The sequence below is a fragment of the Flavobacterium sp. PL002 genome (assembly GCF_054165825.1).
Window position 1 is genome coordinate 1,607,740 of sequence record NZ_CM135110.1, and the last position, 17,508, is coordinate 1,625,247.

13 protein-coding genes are annotated in these 17,508 nt (G+C 32.5%); 3 read left to right on the forward strand and 10 right to left on the reverse strand.

Translation table 11 applies throughout. The features are described from left to right. Positions 1-39 precede the first annotated feature (39 nt). Positions 40-912, reverse strand: a complete 873-nt coding sequence (locus ACVEGE_RS06960) for an AraC family transcriptional regulator (RefSeq protein WP_192500769.1) — start codon at positions 910-912, stop codon at positions 40-42. 237 nt (positions 913-1,149) lie between these two features. Here ACVEGE_RS06960 and ACVEGE_RS06965 point away from each other — a divergent pair, with 237 nt between their 5' ends. Then, a complete protein-coding gene (locus tag ACVEGE_RS06965; RefSeq protein ID WP_192500768.1) occupies positions 1,150-1,782 on the forward strand; it encodes an SDR family oxidoreductase in 633 nt (210 codons plus the stop codon). A gap of 185 nt (positions 1,783-1,967) precedes the next feature. Here ACVEGE_RS06965 and ACVEGE_RS06970 read toward each other — a convergent pair whose 3' ends face one another. The 9 genes from ACVEGE_RS06970 to ACVEGE_RS07010 form a co-directional block, all read right to left on the reverse strand. Further along, complete coding sequence (locus tag ACVEGE_RS06970; protein WP_192500767.1) at positions 1,968-3,188, reverse strand: multidrug effflux MFS transporter; 1,221 nt, start codon at positions 3,186-3,188, stop codon at positions 1,968-1,970. Between the two features lie 125 nt (positions 3,189-3,313). Next, on the reverse strand, positions 3,314-3,718 hold the full coding sequence (locus tag ACVEGE_RS06975) for an OsmC family protein (RefSeq protein ID WP_192500766.1): 405 nt from the start codon (positions 3,716-3,718) through the stop codon (positions 3,314-3,316). Positions 3,719-3,840: 122 nt separating this feature from the next. Continuing rightward, positions 3,841-4,365: a hypothetical protein gene (locus ACVEGE_RS06980; protein WP_173855389.1), complete on the reverse strand. Its 525-nt coding sequence runs from the start codon at positions 4,363-4,365 to the stop codon at positions 3,841-3,843. A 17-nt stretch (positions 4,366-4,382) separates the two neighbouring features. Continuing rightward, positions 4,383-6,653 carry a helix-turn-helix domain-containing protein gene (locus ACVEGE_RS06985; protein ID WP_192500765.1) on the reverse strand — a complete coding sequence of 757 codons (2,271 nt, stop codon included), beginning with the start codon at positions 6,651-6,653 and terminating at the stop codon, positions 4,383-4,385. Between the two features lie 181 nt (positions 6,654-6,834). Continuing rightward, complete coding sequence (locus ACVEGE_RS06990; RefSeq protein WP_192500764.1) at positions 6,835-7,416, reverse strand: OmpH/Skp family outer membrane protein; 582 nt, start codon at positions 7,414-7,416, stop codon at positions 6,835-6,837. Positions 7,417-7,661: 245 nt separating this feature from the next. Beyond that, entirely contained in the window at positions 7,662-8,510 is an 849-nt protein-coding gene (locus ACVEGE_RS06995) for a class I SAM-dependent methyltransferase (protein WP_192500763.1), read from the reverse strand. A gap of 307 nt (positions 8,511-8,817) precedes the next feature. Continuing rightward, positions 8,818-10,689, reverse strand: coding sequence for a tRNA uridine-5-carboxymethylaminomethyl(34) synthesis enzyme MnmG (mnmG, locus tag ACVEGE_RS07000; RefSeq protein ID WP_192500762.1), 1,872 nt, complete (start codon positions 10,687-10,689; stop codon positions 8,818-8,820). A gap of 252 nt (positions 10,690-10,941) precedes the next feature. Then, the gene (gene ybeY / locus ACVEGE_RS07005; protein ID WP_173855385.1) at positions 10,942-11,361 is read right to left on the reverse strand and encodes an rRNA maturation RNase YbeY; all 420 of its coding nucleotides are present in this window, start codon (positions 11,359-11,361) and stop codon (positions 10,942-10,944) included. Then, the gene (locus ACVEGE_RS07010; RefSeq protein WP_192500761.1) at positions 11,358-14,639 is read right to left on the reverse strand and encodes a DUF4175 family protein; all 3,282 of its coding nucleotides are present in this window, start codon (positions 14,637-14,639) and stop codon (positions 11,358-11,360) included. The genes ybeY and ACVEGE_RS07010 overlap by 4 nt, the downstream gene beginning before the upstream one ends. 156 nt (positions 14,640-14,795) lie before the next feature. On the opposite strand from ACVEGE_RS07010, the gene gltX reads away from it, so the two are divergent. Then, positions 14,796-16,301: a glutamate--tRNA ligase gene (gene gltX, locus ACVEGE_RS07015; protein ID WP_192500760.1), complete on the forward strand. Its 1,506-nt coding sequence runs from the start codon at positions 14,796-14,798 to the stop codon at positions 16,299-16,301. 202 nt (positions 16,302-16,503) lie between these two features. After that, positions 16,504-17,502: an SPFH domain-containing protein gene (locus tag ACVEGE_RS07020; protein WP_192500759.1), complete on the forward strand. Its 999-nt coding sequence runs from the start codon at positions 16,504-16,506 to the stop codon at positions 17,500-17,502. The last annotated feature ends 6 nt before the right edge of the window (positions 17,503-17,508 follow it).

A 17,508-nucleotide genomic window follows, 5' to 3' on the forward strand; every position in this document is an offset into this window, starting at 1 on the left:
AAAAAGCACTTTCAATGGTAAATTTGTGCCAAAATAAAATTAGTGCAAGAAACTTTCTCTAAATTCAATTGGAGTACTTAAATGGTGCTTGCGAAAATATTTCACGAAGTTAGTAGGTTCGTCAAAGCCTAGACTATAGCTAATTTCTTTTACAGACTCGCTAGAATGTGCCAATAGACGCTTAGCTTCAAGCATAATACGATCGTCAATAATTTTCTTTGGGGTCGATCCCAAGATTTTTGAAGTAGCTGTATTTAGTCTTTTTTTTGTGATGTGCATTTGGTTTGCATAATTCACCACTAACTTATTATGGTTAAATTGCATCTCTAACAATTCCTTAAATTGCATAACCAAATCTAAGTCGGCTCCTTTTTTAACTTCTATAAAATCACTTTTGCGACGTTCACGCTCTAAGAGCATGAGCAAACTTCTTAAATAATTACGTAAAATAGAAGCTTGGTACTCATCATTATTGTGCCTACATTCATTTTCTAAAACAGCTAAACTATTTTTAAAAAGTATAGTGTTATCAGTCAACGAGATATGAGCCGTTTCAAACAAGTCATTAAATAGTATACTACTTTTTAAAAACTGAATATCTGACGCCTCTTTACAAAAAAAACGATCTGTAAAAAGAATCACTTTCCCTACAGCGGTGTAGGTAGTATCAAAATGCTGTACACTATTTTTGGCTATAAAAACAAAGGTGTCAGGTAAAATTGCAATAGGTTTAAAATCTACATAATGTAGCACTGCTCCTTCTTGAAACCAGAGCACTTGATAAAACTCTGCACGATGTGGTATGGTGAGCTCTGTTTTGAATTCACCGTACAGTTGGCTCATATCAAGAACTTCAAATTCATGAGGCAAACCTTCTTTAAAATCGTATTTTAATATTGTTTCACTAACCATAATCACTTTTCTAGTCACTATATAATTGCAAAGAACACATAGTTTAATAATTGAAGCAAACATACAATATACTTAGCGCAAACTAAAACTGAGCGTAAGAAGCGTTATTTTAGTATAAAACACAATAGACAATATAATTCACTAAATCGTTTCTTAATGACTGTTAAAATGTATTAAAATAGCGTTAAACGATGAATTGCAACAAGCTTGATCGCAACATTTGTTGTAATTTAGGATATGGAAAATATATTAGTAGCAGGTGCAAACGGCACCACCGGAAAACAAATAGTAGCCCTTTTACATAAATCTGAAAATTTTAACCCAATTGCAATGGTTAGAAAAGAAGAGCAACAAACCTTTTTTAAGAATCAAAATATTGAGACTGTTTTAGGAGATTTAACAAATAACGTTGACGCTGCATTTAGCAGTACTATTGATAGAGTAATATTTGCCGCTGGATCAGGTGGTAAAGACGTAATATGTGTTGATCAGGAAGGTGCGAAGAAGATGATTGATGATTCAAAGAAAGCAAATGTGAAAAAATTTGTAATGTTGAGTTCTATGGGAGCAGACAAACCTGAGGAAGCGACGCAATTAGTAGAATATCTAAAGGCAAAACACAATGCTGATGAATATTTAAAAAATAGCGGACTAAACTATAGTATTGTACGTCCAGGAACGTTAACGAATGACTCACAATTAGAAATGATTGAGCTCCAGCAAAAGTTAAATAAACATGGCGAAATCAGTAGAGCTGATGTTGCACAAACATTAGTGCAAAGCTTAGAAGATAAAACTGCTCCTAATGCAACTTTCGAAATTATAAAAGGTGCTACTTCGATTCAGAAAGCGTTGAATAAAATAAGTTAATAAAAATATATAGTACGCATTTTAGATTTATAATAGAATACCATTATTAATTCAACTCAAAAAAACCGAAAGAACTTAATTTATTTAAGTTCTCTCGGTTTTTTTATTTGTTGTTTTTAAAAAATAGTACTTCTGAAAATTTAAGTATATGTTATTACTAAATAAGCTAATTTGTCACTAGCACGCTATTCAGAAAGGGCTTTAATAACTCGTTTTTCATCACTTTTTAGATAAATAAGCAAACTGATTGCTAAGGCTGCGCATATTGAAAACCCAATAAAAAGTGGCAAAGCAGTATCATCAATAAAGCGACCAATGAAGATGCTTATTGGCACCGCCATAATAGTAGAAATACAACCTGTAACCGCTGCGGCAGTTCCAGCAATATGGCCTACTGGCTCCATAGCCATGGCACGAATATTTCCGAAAAGAAAACCAATACTAAAAAATTGCAAGGCAAAAAATAGTATCAAAATACGAACATCTGGATTTGGTGTGTTATAAAATAAGGCAACGTAAGTTGCAGAAACCACAAAGAAAGAAACTAATGCAACAGTAATTAATTTCTCCATTCCGTACTTTATGACTAGAACACCATTAGAAAAAACAGCTGCACCAATTGCAATTGCCAGTCCGGCGAAAATGTATGGAAACTCTTCCTCAAGATGGTATTGATTCTGGAATATTTGTTGGGAACTACTGAGGTACACCATAAAAGATCCGGTAACAAATCCTGAAATAATGGTGAAACCAACGGTTTTTTTGAATTTGAAAAGCTCCTTAAATTCGCCTATAAAACCAGTTGCGGAAAAAACTTTTTTATTCTCTAGGGATAAAGTCTCCGGTTGTCGTTTCCAAAACCAGAACGAAACCAAAAGGCTAATCACTACTTGGATATAAAAAATTCCATGCCAGTTGTAATAATCCAGCACAAATTTACCTAAAGCCGGAGCAATTACAGGAACCAATATAAAGACAACGGTTACAAATGACATAATACGCGCCATATAATCGCCACTGTACATATCGCGAATAATGGCAATGCTAATCGTTCTAGGAGCAGATAAGCCTATTCCTTGCAGTATTCTACCCACCACCATCATTTCTAAATTGGTGGCGTTTACACAAATGAAACTAGCAACAATGAACAAGGCAAAACCCATATAAACAACTGGTTTTCTACCTAAACTATCGGATAGCGGACCAAAAACTAATGGGCCAAATCCAAGACCCAAAAAAATCATTGTGATGAGCAGTTGATTATCAACCACATTTGTGGTACCAATCGTTACCCCAATAATCTCCAGCGCTGGTAATAAAGCATCAATTGCTAATGCTACCACCGACATCAAAGACGCCATAAGTGCGACAAATTCAAATTGAGAAGTGCGGATATTATTTTTCATCAGGCAAAAATACAGTATTGAAATGATTTCGGCACTGTTTCTGGAATTCCAAACCTTTTTAGTTTTACCTTTTTAGTAGCAAATAGTTAGTTAAAAACTATATTTATACAAGTTTGATCCTTTTTCTAATCAACTATTTTTTTAACAGTACCCGTGACTGAGCAGCACGCTTTTACTGTATTGAATATGGTTCCAAACTTTTCTATGTTCTTTTGCAACAAATCAATATTTAAGCTTTCGTCTTGACTATAGATGAGCAATTCATATTGAATTTCGTCCATTCGTGGTGGTTTATCAAGACGGACGGCATTTATTGTAAGTTCTGCTTTTGTGTACTCGAATTTCATCATTACTGAAAATCGCGCTACATTTTTAAGAATACAAGCCGACAAGGACCCAAGAAAGAGTTCGGCTGGATTAGGTAAACTAGCCTCGGTATCAGGAGAAATACCAAAAATAATCTCTGAATCCTTGATATGTATCTCTGCATCTTTAATTGCGGAAATGCTTGCATTTACTGAATAGTTCATAAATGATTGGTTTTAGTTTTAGCAATGCCTTATATAAACGTAGTGATTTATATCTATGAAGACTATGTGCACTAATGAAAATTATTGATTTCTAACACTTTAACTATGCAGTAAAAACAACACTAGAAACAAGCTTTTTTGCCATAAGGATTAGATTCAAAGTCAATTGTAAAGTTAAACTTTTTATCATCTTTGCCTCTGGTATATTCCACATAATCCCAATTTCCTGAGTGAGTTAGTTTATATTCTCCGTTTATCTCTGAACCTATTTTTTCAGAATAGTATTTTATAATTGTGGGATACGAACCACCTTTAATGAATTCTTCTTTAATAAAAATCAAATCTATAGGCGCTTTTTGACCTTTGTATTTAATTTGGATTGCATCCTCTTTATCTGTAAAGCTTATCCATATCATTCTTGAGGCCACTTTATCATCTTTGTAACAGATATAATGATCAATAATCGAACTAATACTATCCAATTTTGGTGAGTCCGTTTTTTGATTCTTTACCGTAGTTTCTAAATCTACTTTATCAGAAGTACTTTTTACTTTATTTTCTAAAGTAACTGAAGGAGTATTTTCTGTTTTTTCTTTGCAGGAAAAGATGAAAAACAGAATCATTAATGTCAATACTAGCTTTTTCATAATGATTATTTTTAAATTTAATTCAAACTTGCTTTAAACATGCGTAATTCGTCCCAACTGTATTTATCTCCAAGTTGTTCTTTCATTCCGTTCAAGGATTCTTCTTTATAATGTTTGAAAGCTTCAGTTAATTCTTGGATTTTATCTTGTGGGAGAATGTCTTGAACTTTAACTTTTTTGGCTTGGATGAGTTTAACCAAGTGACTCTCGATGGTTGCGGCAGTTAATTTCCTTATAGTAGCAATGTCTTGTATGGAATTTTTGGCTAGCCAAAGTTCGTATGTTTCCTCAACTGTAGATTTTTTTGGTGCTTTTTTAGTTGATTTTTTAGAGGTATAACGTGTAGAATCAGCGTCATCTTCGATCAAAGTCACATGAGTATCCTTAAACTGACTTTGAATCGCCTCGGTTTTTCTACTAATGTATTTCTTAATTTCATCAGAGGTTAGTTTCTCTTTAGAAATGGTTTCGCCAGCCACAACAGTTTCTATCAGTAATTTTGCTTTCATCAACCTCAAAATAGCTTTGGATTGTAACTCTTCTAAAACCATTAATTCATCATAAAATGCTTTCCCTTTTTTAACGCGTTTTACCTCTTCAATTTTCCAGAGAATTTCAAAAACCAACTCGTCCATAGGTTTTAAGAAATAGTCAAATGCAGCTTGAATTCTCTCAGAAACATGTATCAAATCAACCGTTTCATTATGGAACATTTTGTTGAGTTGCAGAATGAATTTTTTGGATGGGTCCAAAAGGGCATCTATAGCTTCCATTTGCTTTGTAGCCCAATTAGCATGTTTCGATTTAGTTGAATTTTCAGACATATCGCCGTAACTGTACTTATGGTTGCGCCATTCTTGAGCCAAATCAGCCCAATCAAAACTATTAATCAAATAGTTATGGATAAAATTCTTAGTTTCAAAATGCAAAGAATTTTTCAATAACTCATCCGTTGCTTTATTCAAAGCATAATCCATGACATCTTGATCATTAGAAATTCCGTTCATTCGCAACGGAGATAGCAAAATAAGGCCTTCTAACGAACGCAAACGTGATAATGCAACATATGCTTGTCCAGGCATAAAAACCTGCGAAACATCAATCGCTGCTTTGTCAAAAGTTAACCCTTGACTTTTATGTACAGTAATTGCCCAAGCTAATTTTATAGGATAGTGCACAAAAGTTCCTAAAACCTCCTCCTCTATTTCCTTTGTGGTAGGATCAATTTTATAACGAATGTTTTGCCATTCGTATCGATCAACCTCAATAGTTTTGTCTTCTTCAGGAAAATAAACAGTGATTTCCTGCATGCCTAGGGACTTGATAATTCCCATTTTTCCGTTAAAGTAATTTTTTTCGAAAGACAAATCATTCTTAACGAACATTACCTGTGCACCTATTTTAAGCTGCAAGCGTTCCTCAATTGGGTAAATTTTTTCTGGAAAATCACCTACAATATCTGGTTTATAAGTAATTAACTCCCCTTTTAGATCTTCTAGCGCTTGAGCGTTCATAGCATCAGCCTTAGCATTATGGGTTGTTAAAGTAATATATCCTTTGTTTTCCTTAAGGTCAAAGTTGGGTTTTACATATTTATTCAAAGCCGCAACATCAGCAGCAGTGATTTGGTTGTTTCTTAAATTATTTAAAACCGAAATGAATTCGGTGTCTGTTTGACGATAAATTTGCGATAATTCAATATACAATGGCGGACTCAATTGTACAGCATGAGAGTGGAAAAAGAATTTACCTTTGTAATAATTACGCAGTGTACGCCATTCTTCATCCCGAATTACCGGTGGTAACTGTAGTAAATCTCCTATATATAAAACTTGTACACCTCCAAACGGTGTTGCTTTTTTACGGACAGTTTGCATCATGTAATCCATCGCGTCCAATAAATCAGCGCGCAACATACTCACTTCATCAATTACAAGTAGCTCCATGTTGCGTATTACTGATTTTTTTAATCCGCTCATTTTAAAATGCCTGCGCAACGTATCTTTAGATTCAAATTTGACGGTATCTGTAAACTGTGAGTCCACATTGAAAGCAGGAATGAAACCACCAAAAGGCAATTGAAACATGGAATGTATTGTTACACCGCCCGCATTTAACGCTGCAATACCTGTAGGAGCCACAACAACTGTGTTTTTATGTGTTGTTGCAATAATTTCACGCAATAGTGTTGTTTTACCAGTCCCTGCCTTACCAGTTAAAAAAACGGATCGTTGGGTTTGATTGATAAACTGTAAAGTATAAGCAGCGGCTTCGGATATTGTTTGCATTAGGCGTGTAAATTAAAACTGAAATTAGGTTGAAACACGTAAAAAGTGCTTTCCCTATTAAAAATAGAAGTAAAAGTAAGTTTTTTTAAACTCACACAGTTACTAAGGCTTTATTTAACCAAAAAAAAACCTCCATTCTAGCAATAGAATGAAGGTTGTTTACATTATAAAAAAACAAAAATTATTTTTTTGCTTCTTCTTTCTCTTCTACTTTTTCTTCTGTTTTAGCAGTAGCTGTAGATTTATATTTATCGTTTAATGCTTTTACGATTTCTTTAGTGATATCGTATTTGTCTTCAGCATATAAAACTGAAGCTGCATCTCCTGTACCGTAGATGTAAGCGTATCCTTTTTCTTTACCGTAAGCTTTGATGAATTTTTTTACTCCAGAAACTAAAGTATCCATTTCTGCTCCACTCTCTTGCTGCAATTGTTGAGATAAAGCTTGTTGTGCATAGCTCAATTGTTGTTCTCTTTTTTGCAATTCAGCTCCTTGTTTTTGAGCCCACTCTTGACCGTTAGCTTGTGCTTGTTTTTGAAAATTAGCAGCGTCTTGTTTAAAGCGATTAATTTCTGCTTCTAGTTGTCTTCCTTTTTCTTCCGACTGTCCTTTATATTTTGCTTCAAGATCTTTTGCTTCTGTGTATTCTTTCATTAATACCGAAGTATCTACATAAGCAGTTTTTACTTCTTTAACATCTGCAGTTTTGTTACAAGCAACAACTGAAATAGAGATTGCGATAATTAATAATACTTTTTTCATTTTGGTTTATTTTGTAATTTAAAGTGTTTAGACAAAAATATAAAAAAATAGCTCGTATCCTAAAAAACTTTAGAATTTCCCTATTTTTTATACTATTAGATTTTACTATTGTTATTAAAATTTATATAATTTCAGCTTATTAAAACCGACATCAACAGCTCTTCTTAGCGCGATTTTAGAAAAAAAGGACACTTAAGACATGTTTAAAACTAAAATCAAGCTTTAAAACCACCTTAAAATCATTTTTACCTATTTTTAAGCACATAAATGTGTGATGAATACTCTAAATTTCGTTTTGCTTTTAAATTGGACTGCAATCCAATAAAAAATGCTTTTATGTAATTCATTTTTCCTGATTGGTATTTTTCAGAAAGTAAACTCACATAAAAAGAATCAAATTTCATAGGAAGTACTTTTTCTAATTCCATTCCCTCTTTTTCAAAAAGCATTTTTATTGCATTTTTAGAAAAATGCCAAAAGTGAATAGGCACATCATATGCTGCCCAAAATGTTTTGTAATGTTGTGCATCGAAAGATTTAAAATTGGGAACTGCAATAATTAAAGATCCATCAGGTTTCAACAATCTTTTTAGTTCTTTTATTTGTTCATCTAAATTAGGAACATGTTCTAAAACATGCCACATACTAATTACATCAAAAGAATGATTTCCTAACTCAGATGTTTTCTCTACAAATGAAACACCTTTACTGCTGGCAATTTGTTTTGCTTTTTCACTTGGCTCCACTCCTACCGTTTTCCAGCCATTTTGTTTTGCCACAGATAAAAAATCGCCAGTCCCTGCACCAATGTCTAAAATGCTGCCTTTTTGAGGCTGCAATGAATTAATCAGATTCAGTTTATTTTTTAAAGCAATATTTTTCACAAAGTGATACGCTTTTTCAAATAAAGAACGTTTAGAATCTGTATGCGAAATATAATCTGGACTTTCATAATATTTCCCTAGAGTCGCTAAACTTGGTTGTGGAGATGTGATTAACATATCCAATTCTTCATCGTAGTACAATTCGAAAATTTCTTTAGAAACAGAATGATCCTTTACAGTAAGGAAGTGTTTTTTATTGGCAATATCCATTAATTGAATTATATAATTTATTTATACTTTTTATACCAAACCCCAAAAATACTATTGCATTTTCAGGGTTGTATTATTTTATTTCCCAAACTATCCAGTTATAGCAAAGCTTTCGGCAATAGTTTCACGTGGAACAATTTTAACTATTCGAATTTTTTAATTCAGTATTTTATTCAGAATACTGAATCAGTTATTAATTCTGTATTACGATAATTTCATTACTCCTATTAAAATTGTTTAAGAATTGATTTCAACTTTTAGAACGCGGTATAACTGTTTACCAAAACCAGAAAAACTAAATCAATATTTACCTACCCATATAAATCAATAAAACCGAAATATCACTTGGAGATACCCCACTTATTCTTGACGCTTGTGATATAGTTACAGGACGAATCTTTGTAAGTTTTTGTTTTGCCTCAATTGACATTGATTTAATTTTATGGTAATCAAAATCATCTGGAATTTTCACATCTTCTAAACGTTTCAATTTATCTGCATTGTTTCTTTCCTTTTCAATATAACCAGAATATTTAACTTGAATTTCTGCTTGTTCAAGAATTTCTTGATCGACATCATTCTCTTCGATATAGGTTTTAACTTTCTCGAATTTCATTACATCTTCTAATTCAATTTGAGGACGAGAGAAAATTTTAAACATCTTATCACCTTGCGAAATCAAGGCTGTACCTTTTGATTCTAAAATTGGATTTGCTTCAGCCATAGTAACACTCGATTCTCTAAAAAAAGAAACCATTTTTTCAGACTCTTTTAATTTGTGTTCCATACGGCGCAATCGAGCTTCAGAAGCCAAACCAATTTCATAACCCATAGGTGTTAATCTAAAGTCGGCATTATCTTGACGCAACAACGTTCTATATTCAGCACGAGAAGTAAACATTCTATAAGGCTCTTCTGTTCCTTTAGTAATTAAGTCATCAATTAAAACACCAATATACGCTTCGTCTCGTTTTAAAATTAAAGGAGCTTTTTCATGTACTTTTAAATGTGCATTAATTCCCGCCATCAATCCCTGAGAAGCGGCTTCTTCATAACCAGTAGTTCCATTAATTTGACCAGCAAAATACAATCCCTCAACAAGCTTTGTTTCTAAAGTATGTTTTAGTTGTGTAGGCGGAAAGTAATCATATTCGATTGCATAGCCTGGACGTAAGAATTGCACTTTTTCAAAACCAGCAACAGCACGCATTGCTTTGAATTGAATATCGGCTGGAAGTGAAGTTGAAAAACCATTTACATAAACCTCACAAGTTTTCCAACCTTCAGGTTCAATAAATAGCTGGTGTCTTTCTTTATCAGCAAAACGATTTATCTTATCTTCTATAGACGGACAATATCTTGGCCCAAGACTTTTAATACGACCGTTGAACATTGGAGAACGATCAAAACCTTCTCTCAAAATATCATGAACATCAAGAGAAGTGTACGTCATGTGACAAGACCTTTGATGAACCAACGGACTAGTTATATCAGAATAAGAAAACTTATCTGGCTTTGCATCTCCTTTTTCTTCACTCATTTTTGTAAAATCCAAAGAACGTCCATCAACACGAGGAGGTGTACCTGTTTTCATTCTACCAGATTCAAATCCGGCGTTGATCAAATCTTCGGTAATTCCATAAGCAGCACTTTCACCAGCTCTACCTCCACCAAATTGTTTGTCCCCAACATGAATAACACCATTTAAAAAAGTACCGTTTGTCAATACAACAGATTTTCCTTTGATCTCAATCCCTAGAGAAGTACGCACTCCTTTTACTTTTCCATCTTCAATAATTAGTCCTTGAACCATCTCTTGATAAAAATCCAAATTAGGAGTACCTTCTAACATCAACCTCCATTCTTCAGCAAAACGCATGCGATCACTTTGAACTCTTGGAGACCACATTGCAGGACCTTTTGATTTATTCAACATCTTAAATTGAATTGCCGTACGGTCTGAAACAATTCCTGAGTACCCACCAAGCGCATCAATCTCACGAACAATTTGTCCTTTTGCAATTCCGCCCATAGCAGGGTTACAAGACATTTGCGCAATATTCTGCAAACTCATTGTAACCAATAGTGTTCTCGAACCTAAATTTGCGGCTGAAGCAGCAGCTTCAGAACCTGCGTGTCCAGCACCAACTACAATAACATCGTATTCTTCTTGAAACATTTTATATATAAATTAACCCAGCTTCGCTGGGAATAGTATTAAATTCTATTCGTAAATTTGGTTCACAAATTTACTATTTACTTGTTCCACGTGGAACTTTTAGATTGATTCTAAAAAATTAAAATGTTCCACGTGAAACATTCAATGAATGAAAACTTAAACTGAATAATTGTTTCACGTGGAACAATATTGATCATCTTAAAAAAACAGTTTAAATGTTTCACGTGAAACATAAGTTTAATCAAAAGTTGTTTAATGTTTCACGTGGAACATAGCTAACTTCTCATCTTCTTTAGAACGCATTAAACGTTCGTCTTCTTCTCCTTTGTCTTTGTAGCCACAATAATGTAACATTCCGTGAACTAAAACACGTTTTAACTCTTCTTCAAAAGTTACTTTGAAATCAATAGCATTATCAGCAACACGTTCTACAGATACAAAACAATCACCGCTAATTTCATTACCCATTGTGTAATCAAAACTAATAACATCAGTTAGTGTATCATGGTCTAAGTATTCTAAATTGATTTTATGTAAATACTCATCATCGCAAAAGATATAATTTATCTCCCCTTCTTTTTTATTTTCTGAGATAATAACCTGAGACAACCAATTTGCAATAGCAGTTTCGTTATCTAAATTAAACTCGTTTTCGTAATTAAAATTGATCATTTTTTATTAAAATATTCTTGAACCTTTTGGTTAAAATTGGAGCGCAAAGGTAATGATTGTCTGTTTAAAATCTCTATGCTATTTAAATAATCTAACAAAGCCTTAGGCAATGGTTTAGAATCATTAGTAAACTGTTTCTTGTTACTCTCAGATTGTCTTTTATTATCTTCACCTTGTTCTTTAATTGCAGTCTCTAATTTTAATAATTCTTGCTTGATATTAACGGCTTTTTGTAATGTTTCGTTTTTAAAACCTTTATTTAATAATTGCTTTTCTAACTGTTTCATTTGCTCTAAAGCGTTTAAACCTTCTCTGGATAATCCTTGTTTTTTTAATTCATTTTCTAAGGACTCTCTTAGTTGTTGTTGTTGCTTATAAATTTCAAGTATTGCTTTAGCATTTCCTTCACCATCTTCTCCCCCACTACCGTCTTTACTATTACCAGGGTTTTTATCTCCGGGGTCTTTACCAGACTCCATTCCTTTTTTTATTTTATCACCTAAACTTTCTTGTCTTTTAATTATATCCGGTAATTGCATACCTGATCCTTCTCCAGGTTTTGGTTTCCCTGATCCTGGATTAGATAATGAGGATTGTAGATTACTTAGCACATTACTTAGAAAATCACCTAATTTATTGGCTGCGGCAATAGTGTATTGTTGGTGTGAAAGCCCTTTACTAAATTGTGTTTCGGTAAAACTGTCTAGAGACTTGTCAATGTTATATTGCATATTACCTATTTCCTTAGTGACCTGTTCTGCTATTTGAGGATTGCGTAGTGACATGGCAAACAAACTATCATCAATATGTTTGAACTGTTGTTTCAAATCTTGTTGCCATTTAATGTTTTTACTAACTGCAGCTGAACCAGATTTAATATTTTTAAACTGATTCATTAACTCCTCTTGTGACATAGAAAAGGCTAGTAAATTATCTAGCACTTGACGGAGCATTTTTACATCCTCTTCCATTTGCTCTTTTGAACCTTCGGCTAGACTTTGAGACATTTTTGAAGACATGGACTTCATGCTTTTAGCAGCATTCTTTTGCTTTGGCTTAGCTTTACTTTTATTGTCTTTTTGTAATTCCTCAACTGCATTCTTTAAATCATCATCAATGCTTTTTTCTTTTTCAACATCATTAGGCAAATCAGCAGGTGCTTTTAATTCCTCATTATCCTTTTTTAAATCTTTTAATTCTTCTTGAATTTTATCATATTCTTTATTTATTTCCACTTGTTTTTCAACAGCATTCTTATCAGCAGACTCTGCTAATTTATCTTGTTTGTCTCCTAGCTTGTTCAATTTATCTGCAATTTGTTCTGCTTTCTTTTCTACGTAATACTTTTTAGTAAGCTCTACTAACTGCTTTAAATTTTTGACTTGGTTTTTACTATTCTGTTTGAACTTGTCTAATTTAGTAAGTAATTCATCATTCTTTATCTTATCATTAAGATCTTTTAACTCCTCTAAAAGTCTATTGTTTTCTTCTAAATCTTTATTGGCATTATCTAATCTTTTTTGCAAAGACTCTTTCAATACATCATTCTTGTCCGATTTAAATTGATCTAAATTCTCTTTCATCTTATCAGAGAATTGTTTCATTAAATCATCTTGTTGTTTTTGACGTTTAATAAAATCCTTAACTTCCTGTTGTTCTTTAAACTCAAATTTATCTTTTTCTTTACCTGATTTTTGAAGTTTATCTAATTCAGCTATTTGCTTGTTTTGTTTATTCAAAGAGTTTTCTAAACCCTTAATATTATCATTTTGTTCTTGCAAAATTTCATCTTGCTTTTCAGTATCCGTCAAAATACGACTTGAAAAAACCGTTGACTTAGTACTTTTAAAACTATGTAATACGTCATTATCAAAAACCTCAAAGTAGTAATCATAAACTACTCCTTGCTCAATTGAAAGATTACTTGGGAAAGAAAATACAAATTGTGCTACACTTCCTGAACTAGTATTAATTGTTCCACGTTTAACACTAGTAGGTTTTGACTTTGGATAATAAACAATTTGCAATTTTGATATTCCATAATCATCAGCAATTTGACCTAGCACAAACGATTTATCTACCTTTAAACTATCAGGCGCGGTGCTTACTTGTATAGAAGGAAACTGATCCTTGATCACTGTTAGCTGATAATTGAGCTTTTCATAATTTTTTACCTTATAATTAGACGTAATAATTTGATAATCTGTGTTTTGAAATACATTTTTGTTCAATAAAAAACTATTTTCTGATTTATTGAACTTTGAATCATTATGATCACTAGACCAAACCACATTTTGAGTTGCTTGTGTCTTAATTTTCCAAGTTACACGAGTTCCTTCAGGAATAACTGCATTACCTGTACCCTTAATAATCTCAGATTTTCGATGTAAATAAGATGGGAAATTCAATAACATTTCAAAATCAGCTATTGCGGGAACCTGAACTACTTTCAATTCGTAATCTTTAGAATATACTTTATTTGCTTCTAAATGAAAAGAGACAGAACTCGACGGATTGGTAATTTTAAATTGATATTCTCCAGCTATAGTGTTTTCAAGAAAGTAACTTTCGTTATTAATAAAAATCATCACATTTTCAGGAACAACATTACCTATTGTTTTTACACGGATAATAAAATCTTTATTCTGTTCCGTTTGTAAATTGTTATTTAAAACCACAAAAGAAAAAGGTGCTGGCGGAGAAAAAGCGGTATTAAAATGCACTACCCTATTTAAACTTTGAGAGATGATTGCTTTATTTCCTGTTAAAAAGAAAACTGCAAATAGCAAAATTGGAATAATAGCTAGCGGTAAATATTTTTTATTAGTGTTGAGATTAATTGCATTACCAAAAGGAATTGGTTGCAATGCATTTGCTTTTTGATTTATCGATGCAACTAACAATTCAGATTTTTCATGGGAAACGCTACCTGCTGAAAGCTGTAAAAAGTTTGTCAAAGTATCCTGTACATCATTAAAATGATTTCCAATAATTTTAGAAGCGTCGTTATAAGACAATCCTTTTTGCAGTTTAAATAATTTAAAAACTGGGAATAGTATAAAACGCAACAATAAGAATGCTTCGACAATTATAAAAGTCCAAAATAATAAGGTCCTTGCCATTGGCTGTAGCCAAAGAAAATATTCTACAAATAGCGTAAATAGAAAATACAATAATCCTAAACCAATAAAGAAAATGATTCCTCGTATCAGTTCGTTCCAATAAAATTTTCTAATGAATGCTTCTAGCTTTTGATAAATAAAATTTGATCTCTCCAAAACTTATAATTCTTTTTATATAACCAATAAAAGTAACAATTTATATGATACTAAAATGGTTAAAAAGAAGCAATCTAATTATTGTTGTAATTATCTCATAATCTGATTAACTAAATGCGTATTTGAAATCGTATCTTTGCATGAAAAATTACAAAAATGTCAAAGCAAGTTCGTGTGCGTTTTGCACCAAGCCCAACGGGACCATTACATATTGGCGGTGTACGTACTGCCCTATTTAATTATTTATTTGCCAAAAAAAATGGCGGAACATTCTATTTAAGAATTGAAGATACAGATCAAAATCGTTTTGTACCTGGAGCTGAAGCTTACATCATGGAAGCATTAGAATGGTTAGGAATAGCCCCTGATGAAACTATTGGAAAAAATGAAAAGTTTGGTCCTTATCGTCAAAGCGAAAGGAAACACATGTACAAAGAATATGCTGATCAGTTAATAAATTCTGATTGGGCATATTATGCATTTGATACTCCAGAAGCTTTAGACGCTCAAAGAAAAGCAGATGAAGAACAAGGTAAAACTTTTATTTACAATCATACAAATAGAGAGAAACTTGATACTTCCTTAGTTTTAACAGCAGATGAAACTGCTGCTAGAATTGCAAAAGGTGATGCTTATGTAGTTCGATTTAAAACACCTGTTGATGAAACACTACATTTAAAAGATATAATTCGTGGCGATGTCAAGTTTGAAACAAGCTTACTTGATGATAAAGTTTTATTTAAGAGTGATGGAATGCCAACCTATCATTTAGCTAATATAGTTGATGATCATCTAATGGAAACGTCACATGTTATTCGTGGTGAAGAATGGTTGCCATCAATGCCATTGCATGTTTTATTATACAGAGCCTTTGGTTGGGAAGCACCAGAATTTGCTCACTTACCTTTAATTTTAAAACCTGTAGGAAACGGAAAACTATCTAAACGTGACGGAGATAAATTAGGGTTTCCAGTATTTCCTTTAGAATGGAATACTACTGAAGGAGTTTCTAGCGGGTACAGAGAAAAAGGATTTTTCCCAGGAGCAGTTGTTAACTTCTTAGCTTTACTAGGTTGGAATGATGGAACCGAAAAAGAAATATATTCTTTAGAAGAATTAGTAGCCGCTTTTGACTTAAATAGAGTCCATAAAGCAGGAGCTAAATTTGATCCAGAAAAAAACAAATGGTTCAACCACCAATATTTGATTACTCAAGAAGACGAAGATTTGGCGAAAGCCTACTCCCCTATTCTATCAGATAAAAATATTGATGCAACTAAATTTGATCTTGTTAAGATAGTTTCATTAATAAAAGAAAGAGCACATTTTGTATCAGAGTTTTGGGAAATGAGTGATTTCTTTTTTCAAGCACCAACAGAATACGATGCTAAAGCAAGCAAAAACTGGAAAGAAGAAACACCAGCTTTAATGAAGCAACTAATAGAAATAGTTGAAACAATTGAAGATTTTACATCAATAAATATTGAAACTGTTGTAAAGGAATGGATGACCACAAATGAAATTGGTATGGGAAAAGTAATGCAGCCTTTTAGACTTAGTCTTGTAGGAGCTTTAAAAGGTCCTCACCTATTTGACATTATTGAAGTCATAGGCAAACCAGAAACGATTAGCAGAATTAAAAAAGCAATTGCAAAATTATAATTAAATCAGGCTCCTTTACAAAGGGGCCTTTTTTTATAGAAAATCTAAAAACTAGAAATTTAAAATTTCGTTTTTAATACAAGATAATAAGCTAAACTTAAATAAAGAAATAGTTACGCTTTAGCGAAAGCCTAAATAAATGATTTGAATACTAAAGAAATTTCGTAATTTAACAGTAAATTTTAAACTAAATATCAAAACTATGAACACTGCATTAGTAATTATTCTTGTATTTGGACTCTTTATTCTATTCTCCTCCTTCTTTACTGTTAGACAGCAAACAGCTGTAATTATAGAACGATTTGGAAAATACTTAAGTATTAGACAATCTGGATTGCATCTTAAAATTCCGTTGATTGATAGAATTGCAGGACGTGTAAATCTAAAAATCCAACAGTTAGATGTTATTATCGAAACAAAAACTAAAGATAATGTTTTTGTAAAACTTAAAGTATCCGTACAATTTATGGTTGTTAAAGAAACGGTTTACGATGCCTTTTACAAATTAGAATATCCACATGATCAAATTACTTCTTACGTTTTTGATGTAGTACGTGCCGAAGTTCCTAAATTAAAACTAGATGATGTATTTGAAAGGAAAGATGATATTGCCATTGCGGTAAAAAGAGAATTGAATGAAGCAATGACTACTTACGGTTATACTATTATCAATACATTAGTAACAGATATTGATCCAGATATTCAAGTTAAAAACGCGATGAATAGAATTAATGCTGCTGATAGAGAAAAAACAGTTGCTGAATTTGAAGCTGAAGCATCTAGAATTAGAATTGTAGCTAAAGCAAAAGCGGAAGCTGAAAGCAAAAGATTACAAGGTCAAGGTATTGCTGATCAAAGAAGAGAAATTGCTAGAGGATTAGTAGAAAGTGTAGATGTATTGAACCGTGTGGGTATCAACTCACAAGAAGCCTCTGCCCTAATTGTTGTAACACAACATTATGATACATTACAAGCTATAGGTGCTGATTCAAACTCTAACTTGATATTATTACCAAATTCACCACAAGCAGGAAGCGAAATGTTGAATAATATGGTTGCTTCATTTAGTGCATCAAACCAAGTAGGTGAAATGATGAAAAAAGGAAATCGAAAAAAGTCTAAATCAAAATCAGATTATAAAGAGGAAACTCCTGTAATTGAATTGAATGAAGATGGACAAGAAAATGATGATGAAGATTAAATTATC

What these genes read in the sequence shown, in the direction of transcription:
- ACVEGE_RS06960 (WP_192500769.1), bottom strand. Translation starts at nt 912, where the DNA reads ATGGTTAGTGAAACAATATTAAAATACGATTTTAAAGAAGGTTTGCCT.
- ACVEGE_RS06965 (WP_192500768.1), top strand. Translation starts at nt 1,150, where the DNA reads ATGGAAAATATATTAGTAGCAGGTGCAAACGGCACCACCGGAAAACAA.
- ACVEGE_RS06970 (WP_192500767.1), bottom strand. Translation starts at nt 3,188, where the DNA reads ATGAAAAATAATATCCGCACTTCTCAATTTGAATTTGTCGCACTTATG.
- ACVEGE_RS06975 (WP_192500766.1), bottom strand. Translation starts at nt 3,718, where the DNA reads ATGAACTATTCAGTAAATGCAAGCATTTCCGCAATTAAAGATGCAGAG.
- ACVEGE_RS06980 (WP_173855389.1), bottom strand. Translation starts at nt 4,365, where the DNA reads ATGAAAAAGCTAGTATTGACATTAATGATTCTGTTTTTCATCTTTTCC.
- ACVEGE_RS06985 (WP_192500765.1), bottom strand. Translation starts at nt 6,653, where the DNA reads ATGCAAACAATATCCGAAGCCGCTGCTTATACTTTACAGTTTATCAAT.
- ACVEGE_RS06990 (WP_192500764.1), bottom strand. Translation starts at nt 7,416, where the DNA reads ATGAAAAAAGTATTATTAATTATCGCAATCTCTATTTCAGTTGTTGCT.
- ACVEGE_RS06995 (WP_192500763.1), bottom strand. Translation starts at nt 8,510, where the DNA reads ATGGATATTGCCAATAAAAAACACTTCCTTACTGTAAAGGATCATTCT.
- mnmG (WP_192500762.1), bottom strand. Translation starts at nt 10,689, where the DNA reads ATGTTTCAAGAAGAATACGATGTTATTGTAGTTGGTGCTGGACACGCA.
- ybeY (WP_173855385.1), bottom strand. Translation starts at nt 11,361, where the DNA reads ATGATCAATTTTAATTACGAAAACGAGTTTAATTTAGATAACGAAACT.
- gltX (WP_192500760.1), top strand. Translation starts at nt 14,796, where the DNA reads ATGTCAAAGCAAGTTCGTGTGCGTTTTGCACCAAGCCCAACGGGACCA.
- ACVEGE_RS07020 (WP_192500759.1), top strand. Translation starts at nt 16,504, where the DNA reads ATGAACACTGCATTAGTAATTATTCTTGTATTTGGACTCTTTATTCTA.